This window comes from Paenibacillus sp. FSL R5-0749 (assembly GCF_038595085.1).
Classification (GTDB): Bacteria; Bacillota; Bacilli; order Paenibacillales; family Paenibacillaceae; genus Paenibacillus.
The window spans coordinates 5,585,884-5,602,193 of the sequence record NZ_CP152005.1; the positions used below are offsets into that span (position 1 = coordinate 5,585,884).

Below are 16,310 nucleotides of genomic sequence, written 5' to 3' on the forward strand. Positions count from 1 at the left end.
TTCTCAGATGATTACTCTGTTATTACACTTACCACCAACGGAAGCCATCTGCTGCTGTCAGGCGATCTGCTGACTCTGGTCCATGCGAACCTGCACTGTACGTATCCAGTGGCACGCTGCCGGCTTCGAATGCTTCTTGAATCGGTTGAACCCACTGCCATGCCAGCTCCACTTCGTTCCAGTGAGCGAAGAAGGTGGAATCACCACGCATAGCGTCAAAAATCAGATTCTCATACGCTTCAGGGATGTTACGTTTGCCGGAGTTGAAGGTCATATGCATCGGCTCCACTTCACCATGGTTCAATGGATTCTTCGCATTTAATTGAAGGGAAATACTTTCTCCCGGACCAATTTCAATCGTAAGCAGGTTAGGTTCCGTTGTGTTCTCGGATTCATGACCTGTTTTGAGTGGCGATTTGAATTCAACAACGATTCTCGTGGATTTCTCAGCCAGGCGTTTACCTGTACGAATATAAAATGGAACCTCGCTCCAGAATGGATCATCGATCCACAATCTTGCGGCAACATAGGTCTCGTTCTGAGATCCGGCAGGAATGCCAGGCTCGTCCAGATATCCAACTACCGATGTGCCTTGCAGCTCGCCTGCTGCATATTGCGCTCGAACAACTTCAGAGGCAATATTTTCTTTCGTCAAAGGACGAAGTGCTTCAGCAATTTTTTGCTTTTTGAATTGAATTTCTTCCGGTGTGCAACGTTTTGGCAGATGCAAACCAATCATCATCAGCAACTGGAGCATATGGTTTTGGAACATGTCACGAAGCGCACCACTTTGGTCGTAATACGCGGCACGTTCTTCAACGCCCACCGTCTCACTTGCCGTGATCTGTACATTGGCAATATAACGGTTGGACCACAACGCCTGAATTACCGGATTCGCATAGGTGAGCGTCTCAATATTTTGAACCATCGGTTTCCCAAGGAAATGGTCAATGCGATAGATCTCTTCTTCCGCAAAGGTATTGCTCAATTTCTCGTTCAGATCACGAGCCGATTGCAGATCGTGTCCGAAAGGTTTTTCAATAATCAGTTTCTTCCAGCCTTTGGTGTTACCCAAGCCACTTTCTTGAATATTCAATGCGATCGGCTCAAAGAATTCCGGTGCCACCGACATGTAGAACATGCGATTTTCGGGAATGTTAAGCTCTTGTTCACGCTGTTGAACGAGTTCCAACAATTTGGTGTAATCTTCAAGCTTCGTATTATTTAAAGAACAATAACGGAAAGCGCCAATGAAATCACGAACCTGAGATGCTTCTTCAGGGGTCTGACGAGAGAATTCATGAAGTGACTTTTCTACATTTGCCTGAAAGTCCGCATCCGACAATTCACGCCGTCCCAATCCGATAACGGAGAAGGATTTCGGCATTTTCTGATCCATGTACAAGTTATATAATGCAGGGTAAATCTTACGTTTGGCTAAATCGCCTGTTGCCCCGAACAGGACAAATGTCATTGCATCCATTGGAGTGCCTCCTGTGATCTGTGCAGTATAGTATATGATGTTGCAAAATGTTCAAATCCAAGCATGACAAAAGACGGAATAAGTGGGTGTCGTCCCCGCCTTGCCTCCGTTTATATAACACACCTGAATTTAACCATGGAACATTCCTTCTCTCCACAACCTGTATTTAGGTTATAAATTGTAACCTTTTGAATTAACGTTACCCATATTACACCTGTCGTCACAATTCGTCAATAATCGTGTCGAAACTGTGAACTCCAGTGTTTATAGGCTTTTTATTTGATGATAACGCTTTATGTGGTAAGATTAATAACAATTGGTATGTGACATTTTACACATATGGCCTGTGGACAAGTAGGTTACAATAAGTATACTAATGATATTACAGGCAATACTAAATCAAAGGAGTACAATCATGAGCGATGATGAGAATGCCAAGCAAATATGCACAAAAGTGGAACAATCTTATCAGATCATTGGTCGAAAATGGGTAGCCCTCATTATTCATGCATTGATGGAGGAGCCCAAACGCTTCAGTGAGATTCACGCTTATATCCCTGACTTGAGCAAACGTGTCTTAAATGAGCGAATGAAGGAATTGGAGGAAGAAGGACTTGTGGTTCGCCACGTAGTCACAGAACGTCCAGTTCGGACTGAATATATGTTGTCACGAAAAGGCACGGAACTGGGGAGAGCACTAAGCGCTGTGGAACGTTGGGCTGATAAGTGGCTATAACCTTTTGATGAAGCCTTATTATATTAATTTAAATTTTAAATAATAATGGTGCACAGTAAGATAACGTAATAACGTCATTTCAAAAATATGAATGGATAAAATTATTGTATTTTTAGAACAGGAAGATGTCTCAGACCTAAAAAAGATGCCCATCCTCACTTTTTTTGTGAGAAGGCATCTTTTTCACATAAAATACTACGAATCCATCTTGCTACCCAGCGTAATACTCGAATCCTCGAAGTTCTCCACCGTCGTCTTTTTTTCATAAAAGTGTACAGCATGTTGCATGATTCCTTCTCTTGTGTAAAATGCGTCTTCCGCCCCTAGTGGAAAAACAACCTTTTCTCCCGTACTAGCCGATTTGTAGATGCCTACAATCAGTTCAAGTGTATTCCGACCACTGTGACCATCCACCAGAAGGGGTGATCCTGTCTCAATCGCGTTTAACACATTCTCCACTTGCCCAGCGTGACCGACATGAGTCACATCCGGCAATTCGTCAACAAGCTTCTGAATCTGTTGTTCCAACTCTCGATTGGGTTCCGGAAATCCGTTATTCCGTGCGGTAGAAGCAACCACTTTCCAAGGTGCCGATACACGGGCTTCTTTACCCTGAAAAATTAACTGCTGTTCCTCTCCGTGATGTACAACGGAACTGGTAATCATGCCAAGCGCCCCTTCCTGAAAGCGCAGCATCGCCATGGATATATCCTCAACTTCGGCATTGTCATGTGCCGTATTCGCCATCATGGCCTGCAATTCCACCGGAGGTCCCATCATCCATAACATCGCATCAATATGATGTACCGCATGATTAAGGGTACAGCCTCCGCCTTCTTTTTCCCATGTCCCGCGCCACCACAGATCATAGTAATTGTGGCCCCGCCACCAGAATGAATCAACCTGCACATGTACAATAGGCCCCATCCGTTTACTGTCCAGCACACCTTTTAACTTCATCATCGGTGTCGTAAATCGATTCTGTGCTACTACGGATAGTGATTTGCCACTTTCTTGCGCTACTTTCAGCATCAGATCCGCTTCCTCCAGGGAAGAAGCCATCGGTTTTTCGACCAATGCATGTGCACCTGCTTGCATGAAATCACACGCAATTGAAGCATGCGTATACGGCGGCGTACAGACGGATACCAGATCAATATTTTGCGCAAATAGCTCTGTGTAATCCGTAAAAGCTTGTGCTCCTTCCAGTCCATATTCGTTAATTCGCTTCTGTGCCTTATCCACGTACATGTCCACCACCGCAACAATCTGACATCGCTCAGGGAATGCCAAATATGCTGAGATATGCGCTCCACTAATTGCTCCTGCTCCGATAATCGCCACTCTTAACATCGTTATATACCTCCCTTGTTCCCTTCACAATACACAATAATAAAGCGCTTTTATGTGTTCATCTTGTGGTAAAATATAACTATCTTGCGCATGATAGGGAGGTATTCATGATGTCCATCATTCTGGGAAACCAATTTGATCTGGCCTGTCGTCGTCTTACATCTAACACTACGTTTCGCGAAGTGTTCCATGCTCATTCCCAGATGGAGATAACCTATATCCACGAAGGTTACGGGCAGTTAATAACCGAAGGTCAGGTTTTTCCCCTTGAACCCGGTATGCTTTTGATTTTTCGACCTTTTCAATTGCACCACTTTCAGATTCAAATATCCAGTCAGCGGCCTTTCATCAGAAACGTGCTTATGTTTGAGCTTGAAATATTAAAGACACATTGGTCGCATTTTATGACGACTCAGCGTTTCATACATGACCTGCTAGGAGAGCAATCTCCGATTCAGCCGATCCGACTTCCTGCCACTTCCCCACTCATTCAACGAATGGAACAATTTGATAAGACCTATCCAGAACTAATGCCTCATGAAGCTGTGGAGGATACTTGTCTCTTTATACTTGATTCACTTACGCAACTTCGTTACTTATGGAAAGATGTTGTCATTCAAGATCTAAAGGCACATTCTGCATCCAGTTCAGTAATGCTACATCCTCATGCCGAAGCCATCATGCAGTGGATTGAACAGCATTACCACGAGCCTTTTCGTTTGGATCATATCGCAGATACACTTCACTTATCCCCCTATCATCTATCTCATGTATTCAAAAAAGCGACTGGCACCACAATCGTTGCTTATGCCCAAGCTACCCGCATTCGTCATGCGTGTGTGCTGCTCACCCGTTCCTCACTCACCGTTCCCGAAATCGGTCACCGTGTTGGTATGACGAGTCCGTCTTACTTTTGTAAAGTATTCCGTTCCGTCATAGGGTCCACACCGCATCAATATCGGCTGAAGGTGCAAGGGAGGAAGTAATGGATCACTGGATAACGAAAAGAAGCAAAGAATTCAAAAAATTCACTTCTCGGCCTCTCTCCTCTTTCACAGTTCGCGCGACTCAACGCACATCGAGCCCCAATCGTTTCAAATAGGGGATTAGACGTCTCTCAAGCTGCCTCAATTCATCCTTTTGCTCCGCTGACAATCGTTCCTCATGTATACTTCCATCCTTGTCCATCACCATAACTTTGTATTTCCTCATCTGATCATAGTCCGACTTGAACTCACGATATTGTTCCTTGGTAAATGTCTCCTCTGCCCGTTCCAACTGTTCTGTCCAAAATTGCTGCTCATCCATCAGTTTTTTGGAGGACTCCACACTCACAGCTTCCAGCTTCTCAAAAAACGGTTCCAACTCAGCTACAAGAAGGTTATATCGTTCCTGCTCCACTGTACTCCACTGCTCTGGATGCATGTTTCCCTTAGAATCAGCAAGATTTACCGCCATTTGCCCCATTTGTTTCAGCAGGTTCATATATTGAACAAATTCTTCTTCACTGAAATGCGCCTTGGCCGTCTGTAATTTCGCTTCCAACCTCATATAATTCTCAGCTGTTCCGCCCATAGCAGCGATATTTTCCTGTGAACCATATAATTCGTCTGCGAGATAGGTGTACCCTGCATAGGCTCCGGTGGGAATAATGAGTACAACAGCCAATAGCCCAGTGACCAGCCATCTTTTTCGATATCTTCTAATGTGAGAATCACTTCGAATACCATCCAACATTTTATGTTTAATTCTCGCAGGAACGGACCACTCTTTAGTCTCTTCCTGGTAGGCTGTTCGCAACTCTTCATCGATTCTCATGCAGATTCTCCACCTTTCCCCGTAACCTTGGATTCATCTTCTCTTTTTGTCTCAACTTCGCCAGCGCCGCATGTATGCGCGATTTCACGGTTCCAAGCGGAATCTCCAATATGCCAGCAATCTCCTCTTGCGTGTATTCATTTAAATAATGAAGTGTGATCACCTGCTGCAGCTTGTACGGCAAACGACGTACCTGTTCCAGCAGAGGACGATTTGCCAGTTTGTTGACCAGATCAGTGGAAAAATCATATTCCAATCCCACGTCAGATTTTTCGATTCGCTTGCCAAACCGAAACTGCATCAACCTTTTGCGTCGATAACTCTGGACATGTCGCATCGTCACACCCATTAACCAGGGACGAAACGCACGCTCCGCATCATATCGCGCCAATGATCGATACGCCTGAATGTAGATCTCTTGGACCACATCCTCCGCGTCAGACTCGTCCTTGATGAGAAATCGTACAGTCCGATATACACCCGTCACTGTTTTCTCATATAATTCTCCGTATGCTTCTTCATGCCCCGCACGTATTAACGTTACAAGTTGTATGTACTCATCTTGCTCACTCATTATCCATCCCCTTCCTCCTTACACTATATATTGGCATGCCCGCATCATATCGTTCGATTTATTTTATGGAATGAGTAGACAAGGTTATGGTTGAGGTTGATACAAAAAGTCCTCTGGTGTTCATCATGATATAATATACCTAATATTGATATAACTGGAGTTTTTGCATCTGAATTTTACAATCACCTTTAGGATTTTGGTTATCTTTGTTTTCCTTCTTTTTCTTTTCGAAAGCGAACATAGGAGTAAATTAGCAGGGGTGGTCACAACTGTAATGAAATTTTTTAGCAAATTGTACTCAGAATATCTACTGATTCCACGATCTCTACGTTTATTGTTTCTGTGAGCATGGATTGTTTTGTTTTTTGTTGCTGGTGCCAAATTCAGATAGTTTTACTTCCTACAATAATCTGCCGAACAGTCTGTTCTCATCGGAAATAAAAAAAGAGCTGAGTCGTCATCATGACGTCTCGGCTCTTCTGATATTCAGAATTTCTTTAGAAAATCCCTCACAAGTTCTTCAGAGTTTATCTCTACTATGGTTGCATTGATAAATCCGTATAGGAGTTGAGCATTTGAAGCTTTCCAGTCCTTCATCTACCAAATCAGCTTGGATTTCCCTACTTTGGCTTGCAGCCGTCCCGGTCTTAAATATTTTCTACGGTGTACTAAATCGCCCCGGGGCTCATGTCTATAGTCTTGCAACGCCCCTCGATTCCATGATCCCTTTTGTCCCGATATTTATCATCCCTTATGTATTATGGTACCCGTTCATTACTGGTGCATTAATAGCACTTGCTTTTAAGGAAAAGCGCACCTATTTTCAAACGCTCATTGCACTTTGCAGCGGTCTGGTGATCTCATACCTCTTCTTTGCTCTGTTCCAGACAGCGATTGAGCGCCCGAATATCCGGGGTGAGAAAGGAATTCTTTTCACGATGGTTGATTATATCTACCGTAACGATCAACCCTACAACTGTTTTCCAAGTATTCACGTACTCACGAGTTACCTGATCCTTAGAGGAACGGGTGTATTTGGACGAGCGATATGGGCGATGACTTCCACCTTCTCGATTCTTATCATCGTGTCTACCGTACTGGTAAAACAACATGTCATCGTAGATATTGCAGGTGGCATCCTGGTTGGAGAACTTTGTTTCCGATTGGTTGGATCAACCCTCCATTCTTCCTCATCCCATGTTAAATCGACTCGATTGGAGTGAATTGGAGTGAGATGAATATTGACAGCTGGCTCTTATCTTTCGTCAAAAAATTGAAATGCACTCCACAACCTATTATTTCGTGTGCTCAAACACTCCATCCAGATGAACACAGCACACCTATGGATCAAGTCTTGCCAATTAAGTTGGCAAGGCTTTTTTCTCTTGCACGTCATTGTTTGACTTTACTTATGTATTCTTTAGATTTTCTTCAGATTTATACTCATTAATTCCTTAGTTTTTTTCATTATGCTTGCAATATCAACAAGAGAGGAGGCAAAACAATGATCAGTAATACGATCTTAGAGCTGCTTCATCAGTATGGATATCTGATTTTTTATTTTGCCTTCTCATTAGGGCCTTTCGGTATTCCCATTCCGAATGAGATCACGATTATCAGCGGTGCCATTTTAGGCCACACTGGAGTTATCAATTCATGGATCACATACTTGTGTATTTTATCAGGACTACTAACGGCCATTACCTTTGCTTATTTTGCAGGGAGATTATTTGGAACCAAGATAAAACCCAAATTTCAACATCATAAACACTTCGTCAAAGCCGAACTGATTCTGAATAAGAGTGGCCAATGGGCGATGTGCATCGGTTTGTTCATTCCAATTGTGCGATATGTTCTCCCTTTACTTATTGGAATGAGCGGCGTTCAGTATCGGAAATTCGCTCTCATCTCATATTCCAGCGCTCTGTTATGGACCATAACGTATTTTACAGCGGGAATCTACTTTGGCGGTCCTATTTTATCCACACTTCAATTATTACATTTCTAACTGGTTTTGCTAAAAACACACCATCACATATACGGAGGAACCACACACATGAATTCCAATCAACCACTATTATTTCTGAAAAGCTTTCTTCAAAGCCCCAAACATGTTGGCAGCATCATTCCCAGTTCCCGGTTTCTCGCCAACAAAATGGTGAATCAAGCCTCTTGGCTGGAGGCAAAAGCAGTTGCCGAACTCGGATCGGGTACAGGGCCTATCACTCGTTATATTCAACAACAGGTGCAGGATTCCACCAAAGTCCTATTGTTTGAGATGAACGATACAATGAGGAATAATCTTCAGACAGCATACCCGGAGTTCTCCTGTTATCCAGACGCCACTCGATTGGTAGAATCCATAATTCAAGAGGGCGTTCAGCAATTGGATTACATTTTTAGCGGGTTGCCCTTCTTCAACTTTGAGCCTGAATTAAGAAATACGTTGGTAGAGCAGATCCATAAGGCACTCAAACCCGGAGGATTATTCATCGCCTTTCAATATTCACTTCAAATGAAAAAATTATTATCCGAACTCTTTATCATCGAAAAAATAGAATTAGTGCCTTTGAATATCCCACCTGCGTTCGTTTATGTCTGTCGCAAAAAGGAAACAATTTAAACATTCCTGACTATCGTTTACACTGATGTTATCCTATTTATAAGAATTATATATAATTTAAAACAGGTCATAAAAGGAGTGTCGAATCATGAGTACGATTCTTGTTGTTGATGATGAACCCGATATCCGTGATGTCATTCATGTCTATTTACGTAACGAAGGATATAAGGTCATTGAAGCAGCCAATGGTGAAGAAGCACTAAATATTATCAATACAACATCGGTCCAACTCGTCATATTGGACGTCATGATGCCCATTATGGACGGAATCAAAGCCTGCTTCAAAATAAGAGAAGTATCAACCACTCCGATTATTATGTTATCTGCCAAGGAAGAAGACATTGATAAAATTACAGGCCTGACTACCGGGGCCGACGATTACATGGTCAAACCGTTTAACCCGTTAGAATTACTGGCTCGCGTTAAAGCTCAGTTACGACGTCAAACATTGATCGGGAAACCGGAATCGAGTTCACTGATCCTCATTAAGGACCTTGTCATTGATACAAGCAAACATTCAGTAAAGTTAAAAGAGAATGACATTTCACTAACCCCTCTGGAGTTCTCCATTCTGGTGTTACTTGCGAGTCATCCCGGACAAGTATTTAGCTCTGAGAAGATTTACGAGACGGTATGGAAAGAACCTTATGGTTATTCCGATAATACGGTGATGGTTCATATTCGTAATCTGCGAGAAAAGCTGGAATTGACTCCACGAGAACCTCAGTATATTAAAACGGTATGGGGGGTAGGTTATAAAATTGATTAAACGATTACAGCAATCCAAGCAAACGAAAAAGATACAGATCCATATCCTCAATCGAATGGTGATCAGTTTTGTAATTTCTATTGTCGGATCAGTGATTATCAATAATATCCTTATTACAATTGTGGCAAAAATCAGTGAAGGTTTGGAATGGAACTGGATTCTCAACTACTTCCCTTATATTCTGACACCTATATTTATCTTAATCTTTACGTTTACTTTTTTGGGTTCCACACGAAAAATTGTAAGAGACATCATTTCACTGGAGCAAGGGCTTCAAATCATATCTGAAGGTAATTTAAACTACAGGGTACCCGTAGTTCGACAAGATGAACTGGGCCGGGTTGCTTCCAACATTAATCATATGACTGAACAGTTGCAGATACAGATGAGCAAGGAACGCGAGTTGGAAAAATCCAAGATGGACATGATCACGGGCATCTCACATGACCTGCGTACTCCGCTTACCAGCATAATTGGATATATTGAACTTCTCAAATCAGAATCATTTCAAGACAAAGCTGAGTATGACCGCTTCATCCAGAATACCTACAACAAAGCAACGCATTTGAAGAAGTTACTTGATGATTTATTTGAATACACACGTCTTAACGCAGTGAACACCCAATTGGATTTGAAAAAGGTTGACCTATGTCAGCTATTGGATCAATTGTTGTTTGAATTCGAGCCTTTAGCTCAGGAGAATGGGGTTCATATTGAGAAAAAACTCGGTGATGCTCCAATCATGGTTTCCTTGGATAGTGATAAAATTGCACGAGCCATCGACAATCTTCTCATGAATGCACTGAAGTATTCCTTTAAACCGGGTACGATTCATGTTCGAATGAGTGTACGGCATAATCACGTTACCATTGAAGTAGAGAATAAAGGCATGCCACTAACAATAGAACAAAAAAACAGACTGTTTGATCGCTTTTATAAGGTGGATTATTCGAGGAATAGCGAGGGCATTCAATCAGGATCTGGTCTGGGTCTTTCTATTGCAAGGAACATTGCTGAGTTACACCAGGGGACTTTAACACTACAACATACACTTAACGTATTTATCTTCCAACTAAACTTGCCTTCCAACATCAAGTGAACCATCAATGCATTTAACCATGGAGGATACCAAGATGAAAACACCCGAACCATTTCTTTTCCTGCAAGGATTTCTGAGGAATCCCAAACGAGTAGGCAGTGTCCTGCCCAGTTCCAAATTTCTAGCTCGTAAAATCGTGCAATCTGTACGATGGGATGAGGTTAGAAGCATTGCTGAGCTGGGGCCAGGAACAGGCGCTGTTACACGTCTCATGAGAGCACATTTACCGCAATCTGCAACTGTGTTTTTATTTGAAAGAGACCCCAAAATGAGAAGTAATCTAAAGAGAACATATCCTGAATTCATGTTTCATTCGAATGCATCCTATCTATTGAAAAGAATTCATCAAGAACATGTGCAACAGCTGGATAGTATCATTTGCGGACTGCCCTTCTTTAATTTTTCCAGAGAAATGAGACAAAATATCCTGTCACAGATCCATACAGCGCTTCGACCTGGAGGCACATTAGTTTTGTACCAGTACTCACTTCATATGAAGAAACGTTTAGCTGAGTTATTTGAGATCGAGAAAATTCAATTTGAACCCCTCAGCTTCCCGCCTGCTTTTGTGTATGTTTGTCGTAAAAGACAAGATGAAAGAGCCAGTAAAACAAGCGAATTGGAGGAAAGCTGATTTATCCTCGCTATAGTAACTAGTAACCGTATTAAATTATGCAAATGATGTTTTGCTATCTTCTCATTTTACGGTTGCCAGCCAATGATATGCCTCATCTATGTCATGAAACTCTTGAGATGGATTGGATATGTCCATTCCTGAGAGCATTCGGTTTGCACTCGATTTAGCTATCGCTTTATGGGGAACAAGTAGTGCTGAATACTTTAGTCCTGCTTCGAGTGATCTCAGATACCACTCTTGTGCAACCCACTCTTGGTCATCTGGCGAAATAACAGCCAAGTGGCGGCTATCGTATAACGCCTTATTCGAGTGTTTTTGCACCGCTAACTCCAACAATTGATTTAGCGGTGTACGATAATGTTCACCTTGTGCAAAGCTCTTCCATTGCAAAACAGCTACCTTATTTTCCTCATTCCATGAAACGGTTGCTTGGGGGGAATCATAAAAGATCAAATCGACCAGCTCCTTTTTAAATATTTAATGTCCTGTCTTATCCTGTGAGAATCTAATCATGCGAGTCATCATCTTACGCGGCAACAACCGCGGCATAAACGCGATGAATCGGTTCCGAGCACCAGGCATAATTAACGTCTTGCCACGCAAGAAACCTTGGTACCCTTCTTCAGCCACCTGCCCCGCTTCCATGATAGGGCCCTGCAGCATCTTCGAGACACCCATACCCGAACGATCAACAAAGCCGGTGGATGTCAGGCCTGGACACAGTGCCGTTACCATAACACCCGTTCCGCTTACTTCATTCTCCAAAGCTTCGGTGAACGATAACACGTATGCCTTTGTTGCATAATATACCGACATCATCGGTCCAGGGAAAAAGCCTACCAACGAAGCCACATTCATCACGCCACCTTGCCCACGTTGGATCATATCCGGTAAGAACAGCTTGGTCATGATGGTTAAAGCCTTGATATTCACGTCAATCATATTGACTTCCTGTTCCAGTTCCGTTTCCATAAACGTCCCGAACAGACCGAAGCCTGCATTATTGACAAGATAGTCAACAACAATGCCCTTTTCCTTCAGCTCATGATAAATCTCCTGTGGTACCCCAGGTGCCGCTACATCTTTGGCAATAACCGTCGTCTGAATGCCATACTTTTTCTGATACTCCTGAGCTAGATCCTGTATCTTACCCTCGCTTCGTGCTACCAGCACAATATGATGTCCACCTTTGGCAAATCGATCAGCTAACTCTTTACCGATCCCACCTGAGACCCCTGTGATGAGAACTGTCTTTCTCATGTCGTTACCTGCCTCTCTTTTCTTTTCTTTTCTATAACATATGTTCATCTGAAACACCCATATTAGAACGAACATTCTTTAAAAGGTAAAAAAAAGACTACCTTAGTATGAGATTCATAGATAGCGTCCCTATACGAAGAAGTTTTTCCTCGGTTATTGAAGTCTTGGCCATCACCCTTAGCCCAACGCCTACATTATGCAAATATTCCGCCAATAGCTCGGCGTTGTACTCCATTGTGAATTCACCTTCTTGCTGTCCCCACACAATCATGTCCTTGATGAGTTTCTCCGTATTTGCAAACATCTCCATCGATCGGTTGTTCATGTCGTCATCGCGTGCCGCTAATTCTACCGTCGAATTGACAATCAAGCAGCCTGATGAAGGATGCTCCTCTTCATGAATTAAAGAGGAAAATATAAACTGAAGTGCTTCCGTTGCCGTTGTAGAACGCTTTACACCTGCCGCAAGAGCTGAGCTGATTTTGTGATCATACAGATCTACTGCCTTCAGAAACAAGGTATGTTTATCACCAAATGTGTCATACAAGCTTTTACGATGAATTCCCATATGATGGACCAGATCCGTCATAGACGTCTTCTCATAACCTTGTTCCCAAAAAAGTCTCATTGCTTTATCCAAAACAACAGACTCTTCGAACTCTTTGCTTCTCGCCATTGGCTTCCCTCCTGTTCAGAAGACGAGCATTGAATAGCATGAGCATCATCTTACGATCCTTTAAAAGGTAACAATGACTTTGCCCTGAGAGTGACCCGTGGATACTTTAATCAATGCCTTTTCAATATCATCAAACGAATAAGCGGAATCGATCGAAGGCTTAATGTCTTCTTTTTCTACAAGAGCTGTAATCTCTTGCAATTGAACCCCGCTGGAGTGCACGAATAAAAACCGATATTCATTTTGGTTCTTACGTGCTAACGAATCCAGGCGTGCACCTACCAGACCAAATAGTGCTCTCTTCCACAATGGGAATTGACTGTCCACTGCAAAGCGATAATTGGGTCCAGCCTTCAAAGAAACTAACTTGCCCTGTGGTTTCAAAATGCTAAGTTCGGCTTTGATCTCATCCGCACCCAAGGTGTCGATCACATAATCGATGTCGGACAGAATGTCAGCATAATGTTGAGTTTTATAATCAATGAATTGATCTGCTCCAATAGATAGTGCACGTGCTCTGCCTCTTTCGCTTCCACTTGTAATCACTGTTAGCCCCATGGACTTGGCAATCGGGATAGCCATCGCACCGAAACCACCAGTTCCTCCGGGTATAAACAGCTTTTTATTCGGTTCAGCTCGGAGTACATCATGCAATGCTTGATAAGCCGTCAAGGCTGTAAGAGGTACCGCAGCAGCTTCAATAAAAGACAGATTTTCAGGCATAACGGATAAAGCATCCTCATGTACAGCTGCATATTCAGCAAAAGCACCAATTTTGTTCAGAGGTAACCTTGTGTAGACCGAATCGCCCACTTTAAAATTCAAAACATCATCACCAACAGCTTCAATGACACCTGATAATTCATTACCTAAAGTTAAAGGTAAGTTATAGTCGGCAATCATCCGAATACTGCCATTCATGTTCAAGATATCCAGCGGATTTACACCCGCAGCTTTTACTTTGACAAGGACCTCATGTCTCTGAATCTGAGGTATCTCGATATTATTGATTTTCACTTGGATTTTTTTGGAGTACTTCTGAATCTGAGCTGCTCTCATCAGTTATCCTCTTCCTTTGCTTATAGACTATAGAAGTTGAACTAAAGATTATTTACACTGACACTACGATGACAGAACAACCCTCCAATCGCTGTTATCCCCAGATTTTTTTGATTCCCTTTCTATAGGGAAAATCCGGTGATAAAGGCGAGGTGTATGCTTCCGAAGAGCTTTCTTTCAGAAAGCTTGTAGCTTCGCTTTTTCAGGTTCTTTCTGTCCTCTACGTTATCGTGTAAATGATTCGTTCAACTGATGTAGGAACATGGCGAACAAGGTTCAGTTGTACGCCATGCTCCATGGTTGGTGCTAGTGTTGCCCCTCTTGTGACTTCAATTCATCCAACGTAGGATAATCCGTGTACCCTTTACTTCCTGAACCAAAGAAGGTTGCAGGATCTGCTTCATTCAGTGGTGCACCTTGTTGAAGACGTTCCACCAAATCCGGATTGGCCAAAGACCATACACCAACCGGTACCAGATCAGCCAGACCTCGATCTAGATCTGCACTGAGATCTTCTAACGTTCTTCCGGCCCGGTTGACCAACAATGGATTTTGCCAAATTGAACGAATGTCCTGGAGCAGTTCTTCATTTCCAAGATGCATAACATGAAGGTACACCAAGTCCAATTGGGCTAATTCTTTGGCAAGATAACGATAAAGTTCAGGACCTTGTTCCCCATCCTGAATTCCGCCAAGAGGTGTTCCTGGAGAGATTCGGAAGGCGGTACGTTCTGCTCCAATTTCTTCGACAACAGCTTTCGCTACTTCAATTGCAAACCGAGCACGATTTTCTATAGATCCCCCATACTCATCTGTCCGTATATTCGAATTTTCACCAAGGAACTGATTGATCAAATATCCATTGGCTCCATGAATTTCAACGCCATCCGCCCCTGCTTTAATTGCAGCAGCAGCTGCTTTTCGGAAATCGGCGATGGTCGTTTGAATATCCTCCCGACTCAATTCCCGGGGTACAGGGATATCCTGCATCCCTGTAGCCGTGAACATTTCTACTCCCGGTGCGATGGCTGATGGAGCAACCGGTTGACGATGGTGCGGGGTATTGTCCGGATGTGACATGCGACCCGCATGCATTAATTGGATGTATACATACCCGCCAGCTTCATGCACCGCATCCGTTATCTTTTTCCATCCATCAATATGCTTGTCGGTATAGATACCAGGTGACCACAAGTACCCCTGTCCATCATCAGATGGTTGTGTACCTTCCGTAATCAGGAGTCCCATGGTCGCACGCTGAGCATAATAAAGTGCAGCCAACTCTCCAGGTGTACCATCTTCTTGCGCCCGACTGCGTGTCATGGGTGCCATCGCTAGTCTATGAGGCAATTCCATGTTGCCAATCTTTGTTTTACTCCATATCTTTTCCAATGGGATGTACTCCTCTTCTTATTTGAGATTTGGTAAAAAGATGTATGCGTGGATGCTTCTGAATTAACTTAGTTCTGAGATCACTGGGTACATCGGAGCCGTCAGTTGGAAATCATAGTTCTGGTCTACAATCCCCACAACCACATCGTTGCGATCATACAGATCTAGCATGAAGCCCGCCATTTCTTTAGCTGTATGGTATTTGGACATATTGGCTTTGTAATCAAATCCTTCAGCATCGATTGATTTTTGTACAAACTCTGTTTCCGTGATCGCTGGTGCAAGCACCTTCGCTTTCAGTTTTGCACCTTTCAGTTCCAGTTCTTTGGCAAGACCTTCGGTGAAGGCACTAACGTAGTATTTCGATGCAGAGTAAGCAACACTGCCTACAGCAATGGCATATCCAAGTGCGGATGAGACGTTAATCAATTGAGTACCTTCGACATTCGCATAATCTCGTACATACAGTGTAGATAGGATGGTCAACGATTCGATGTTAACACGCAGCATGGTTTCTACTTTATCCAGATTCTGTTCAGCAACGAACGAACCTTCTCCAAGCCCAGCATTATTAATCCAAGTCTCGATTTCATATTCCTTCAAATCGTTATACAGTGCGTAAGCCTCTGCCGTAACAGACAGGTCACTTGTGTGAACAATAACACTCACTTTAGGATTGATACTCTGAATGGTGGATTTAAGCTCTTCCAACTTATCCAATCTTCTAGCTACCAAAATCAAGTTTTTCCCTCGTGCTGCAAATGCCAATGCCGTCTCATATCCAATCCCTGAACTTGCTCCTGTAATTACAGTGTATTTCATCTTATTTCT

18 protein-coding genes are annotated in these 16,310 nt (G+C 42.9%); 8 read left to right on the top strand and 10 right to left on the bottom strand.

Annotation, left to right across the window (positions count from 1 at the left end; all coding sequences use genetic code 11):
- Positions 1-28 precede the first annotated feature (28 nt).
- Positions 29-1,483 carry a glucose-6-phosphate dehydrogenase gene (gene zwf, locus MKY85_RS24910; RefSeq protein WP_342571028.1) on the bottom strand — a complete coding sequence of 485 codons (1,455 nt, stop codon included), beginning with the start codon at positions 1,481-1,483 and terminating at the stop codon, positions 29-31.
- Between the two features lie 415 nt (positions 1,484-1,898).
- On the opposite strand from zwf, the gene MKY85_RS24915 reads away from it, so the two are divergent.
- The gene (locus tag MKY85_RS24915; protein ID WP_036605715.1) at positions 1,899-2,219 is read left to right on the top strand and encodes a helix-turn-helix domain-containing protein; all 321 of its coding nucleotides are present in this window, start codon (positions 1,899-1,901) and stop codon (positions 2,217-2,219) included.
- Between the two features lie 195 nt (positions 2,220-2,414).
- Here MKY85_RS24915 and MKY85_RS24920 read toward each other — a convergent pair whose 3' ends face one another.
- On the bottom strand, positions 2,415-3,572 hold the full coding sequence (locus MKY85_RS24920; protein ID WP_342571029.1) for a Gfo/Idh/MocA family oxidoreductase: 1,158 nt from the start codon (positions 3,570-3,572) through the stop codon (positions 2,415-2,417).
- Between the two features lie 107 nt (positions 3,573-3,679).
- On the opposite strand from MKY85_RS24920, the gene MKY85_RS24925 reads away from it, so the two are divergent.
- Positions 3,680-4,558, top strand: a complete 879-nt coding sequence (locus MKY85_RS24925; protein ID WP_342571030.1) for an AraC family transcriptional regulator — start codon at positions 3,680-3,682, stop codon at positions 4,556-4,558.
- A gap of 82 nt (positions 4,559-4,640) precedes the next feature.
- Here the strand turns inward: MKY85_RS24925 and MKY85_RS24930 are convergent, their stop codons facing one another.
- Together MKY85_RS24930 and MKY85_RS24935 are read right to left on the bottom strand one after the other, a co-directional pair.
- Positions 4,641-5,390 carry a DUF3600 domain-containing protein gene (locus tag MKY85_RS24930; protein WP_342571031.1) on the bottom strand — a complete coding sequence of 250 codons (750 nt, stop codon included), beginning with the start codon at positions 5,388-5,390 and terminating at the stop codon, positions 4,641-4,643.
- On the bottom strand, positions 5,377-5,964 hold the full coding sequence (locus tag MKY85_RS24935) for a sigma-70 family RNA polymerase sigma factor (protein WP_342571032.1): 588 nt from the start codon (positions 5,962-5,964) through the stop codon (positions 5,377-5,379). The genes MKY85_RS24930 and MKY85_RS24935 overlap by 14 nt, the downstream gene beginning before the upstream one ends.
- 575 nt (positions 5,965-6,539) lie before the next feature.
- On the opposite strand from MKY85_RS24935, the gene MKY85_RS24940 reads away from it, so the two are divergent.
- The 6 genes from MKY85_RS24940 to MKY85_RS24965 all read left to right on the top strand — a co-directional run bounded on the left by MKY85_RS24940 (position 6,540) and on the right by MKY85_RS24965 (position 11,089).
- Positions 6,540-7,187: a phosphatase PAP2 family protein gene (locus MKY85_RS24940; RefSeq protein WP_342571033.1), complete on the top strand. Its 648-nt coding sequence runs from the start codon at positions 6,540-6,542 to the stop codon at positions 7,185-7,187.
- Positions 7,188-7,468: 281 nt separating this feature from the next.
- The gene (locus MKY85_RS24945; RefSeq protein ID WP_342571034.1) at positions 7,469-7,972 is read left to right on the top strand and encodes a DedA family protein; all 504 of its coding nucleotides are present in this window, start codon (positions 7,469-7,471) and stop codon (positions 7,970-7,972) included.
- A gap of 48 nt (positions 7,973-8,020) precedes the next feature.
- A complete protein-coding gene (locus tag MKY85_RS24950; RefSeq protein WP_342571035.1) occupies positions 8,021-8,587 on the top strand; it encodes a methyltransferase domain-containing protein in 567 nt (188 codons plus the stop codon).
- Between the two features lie 88 nt (positions 8,588-8,675).
- Positions 8,676-9,356: a response regulator transcription factor gene (locus tag MKY85_RS24955; protein ID WP_342571036.1), complete on the top strand. Its 681-nt coding sequence runs from the start codon at positions 8,676-8,678 to the stop codon at positions 9,354-9,356.
- Positions 9,349-10,455 carry a HAMP domain-containing sensor histidine kinase gene (locus MKY85_RS24960; protein WP_342571037.1) on the top strand — a complete coding sequence of 369 codons (1,107 nt, stop codon included), beginning with the start codon at positions 9,349-9,351 and terminating at the stop codon, positions 10,453-10,455. The genes MKY85_RS24955 and MKY85_RS24960 overlap by 8 nt, the downstream gene beginning before the upstream one ends.
- A 34-nt stretch (positions 10,456-10,489) precedes the next feature.
- Positions 10,490-11,089 carry a methyltransferase domain-containing protein gene (locus tag MKY85_RS24965; protein WP_342571038.1) on the top strand — a complete coding sequence of 200 codons (600 nt, stop codon included), beginning with the start codon at positions 10,490-10,492 and terminating at the stop codon, positions 11,087-11,089.
- A 63-nt stretch (positions 11,090-11,152) separates the two neighbouring features.
- Here MKY85_RS24965 and MKY85_RS24970 read toward each other — a convergent pair whose 3' ends face one another.
- From MKY85_RS24970 to MKY85_RS24995, 6 genes are all read right to left on the bottom strand, one after another.
- Positions 11,153-11,545, bottom strand: coding sequence for a hypothetical protein (locus tag MKY85_RS24970; protein ID WP_342571039.1), 393 nt, complete (start codon positions 11,543-11,545; stop codon positions 11,153-11,155).
- 24 nt (positions 11,546-11,569) lie between these two features.
- Positions 11,570-12,352 (bottom strand): SDR family oxidoreductase, encoded by a 783-nt coding sequence (locus MKY85_RS24975; protein ID WP_342571040.1) that lies wholly within the window; start codon positions 12,350-12,352, stop codon positions 11,570-11,572.
- Positions 12,353-12,449: 97 nt separating this feature from the next.
- The gene (locus tag MKY85_RS24980; RefSeq protein WP_342571041.1) at positions 12,450-13,028 is read right to left on the bottom strand and encodes a TetR/AcrR family transcriptional regulator; all 579 of its coding nucleotides are present in this window, start codon (positions 13,026-13,028) and stop codon (positions 12,450-12,452) included.
- A 60-nt stretch (positions 13,029-13,088) separates the two neighbouring features.
- Complete coding sequence (locus MKY85_RS24985; RefSeq protein WP_342571042.1) at positions 13,089-14,087, bottom strand: NADP-dependent oxidoreductase; 999 nt, start codon at positions 14,085-14,087, stop codon at positions 13,089-13,091.
- A gap of 306 nt (positions 14,088-14,393) precedes the next feature.
- Positions 14,394-15,479 carry an alkene reductase gene (locus MKY85_RS24990; protein WP_342571043.1) on the bottom strand — a complete coding sequence of 362 codons (1,086 nt, stop codon included), beginning with the start codon at positions 15,477-15,479 and terminating at the stop codon, positions 14,394-14,396.
- A gap of 63 nt (positions 15,480-15,542) precedes the next feature.
- On the bottom strand, positions 15,543-16,301 hold the full coding sequence (locus tag MKY85_RS24995) for an SDR family NAD(P)-dependent oxidoreductase (protein WP_339257363.1): 759 nt from the start codon (positions 16,299-16,301) through the stop codon (positions 15,543-15,545).
- Positions 16,302-16,310: the final 9 nt, after the last annotated feature.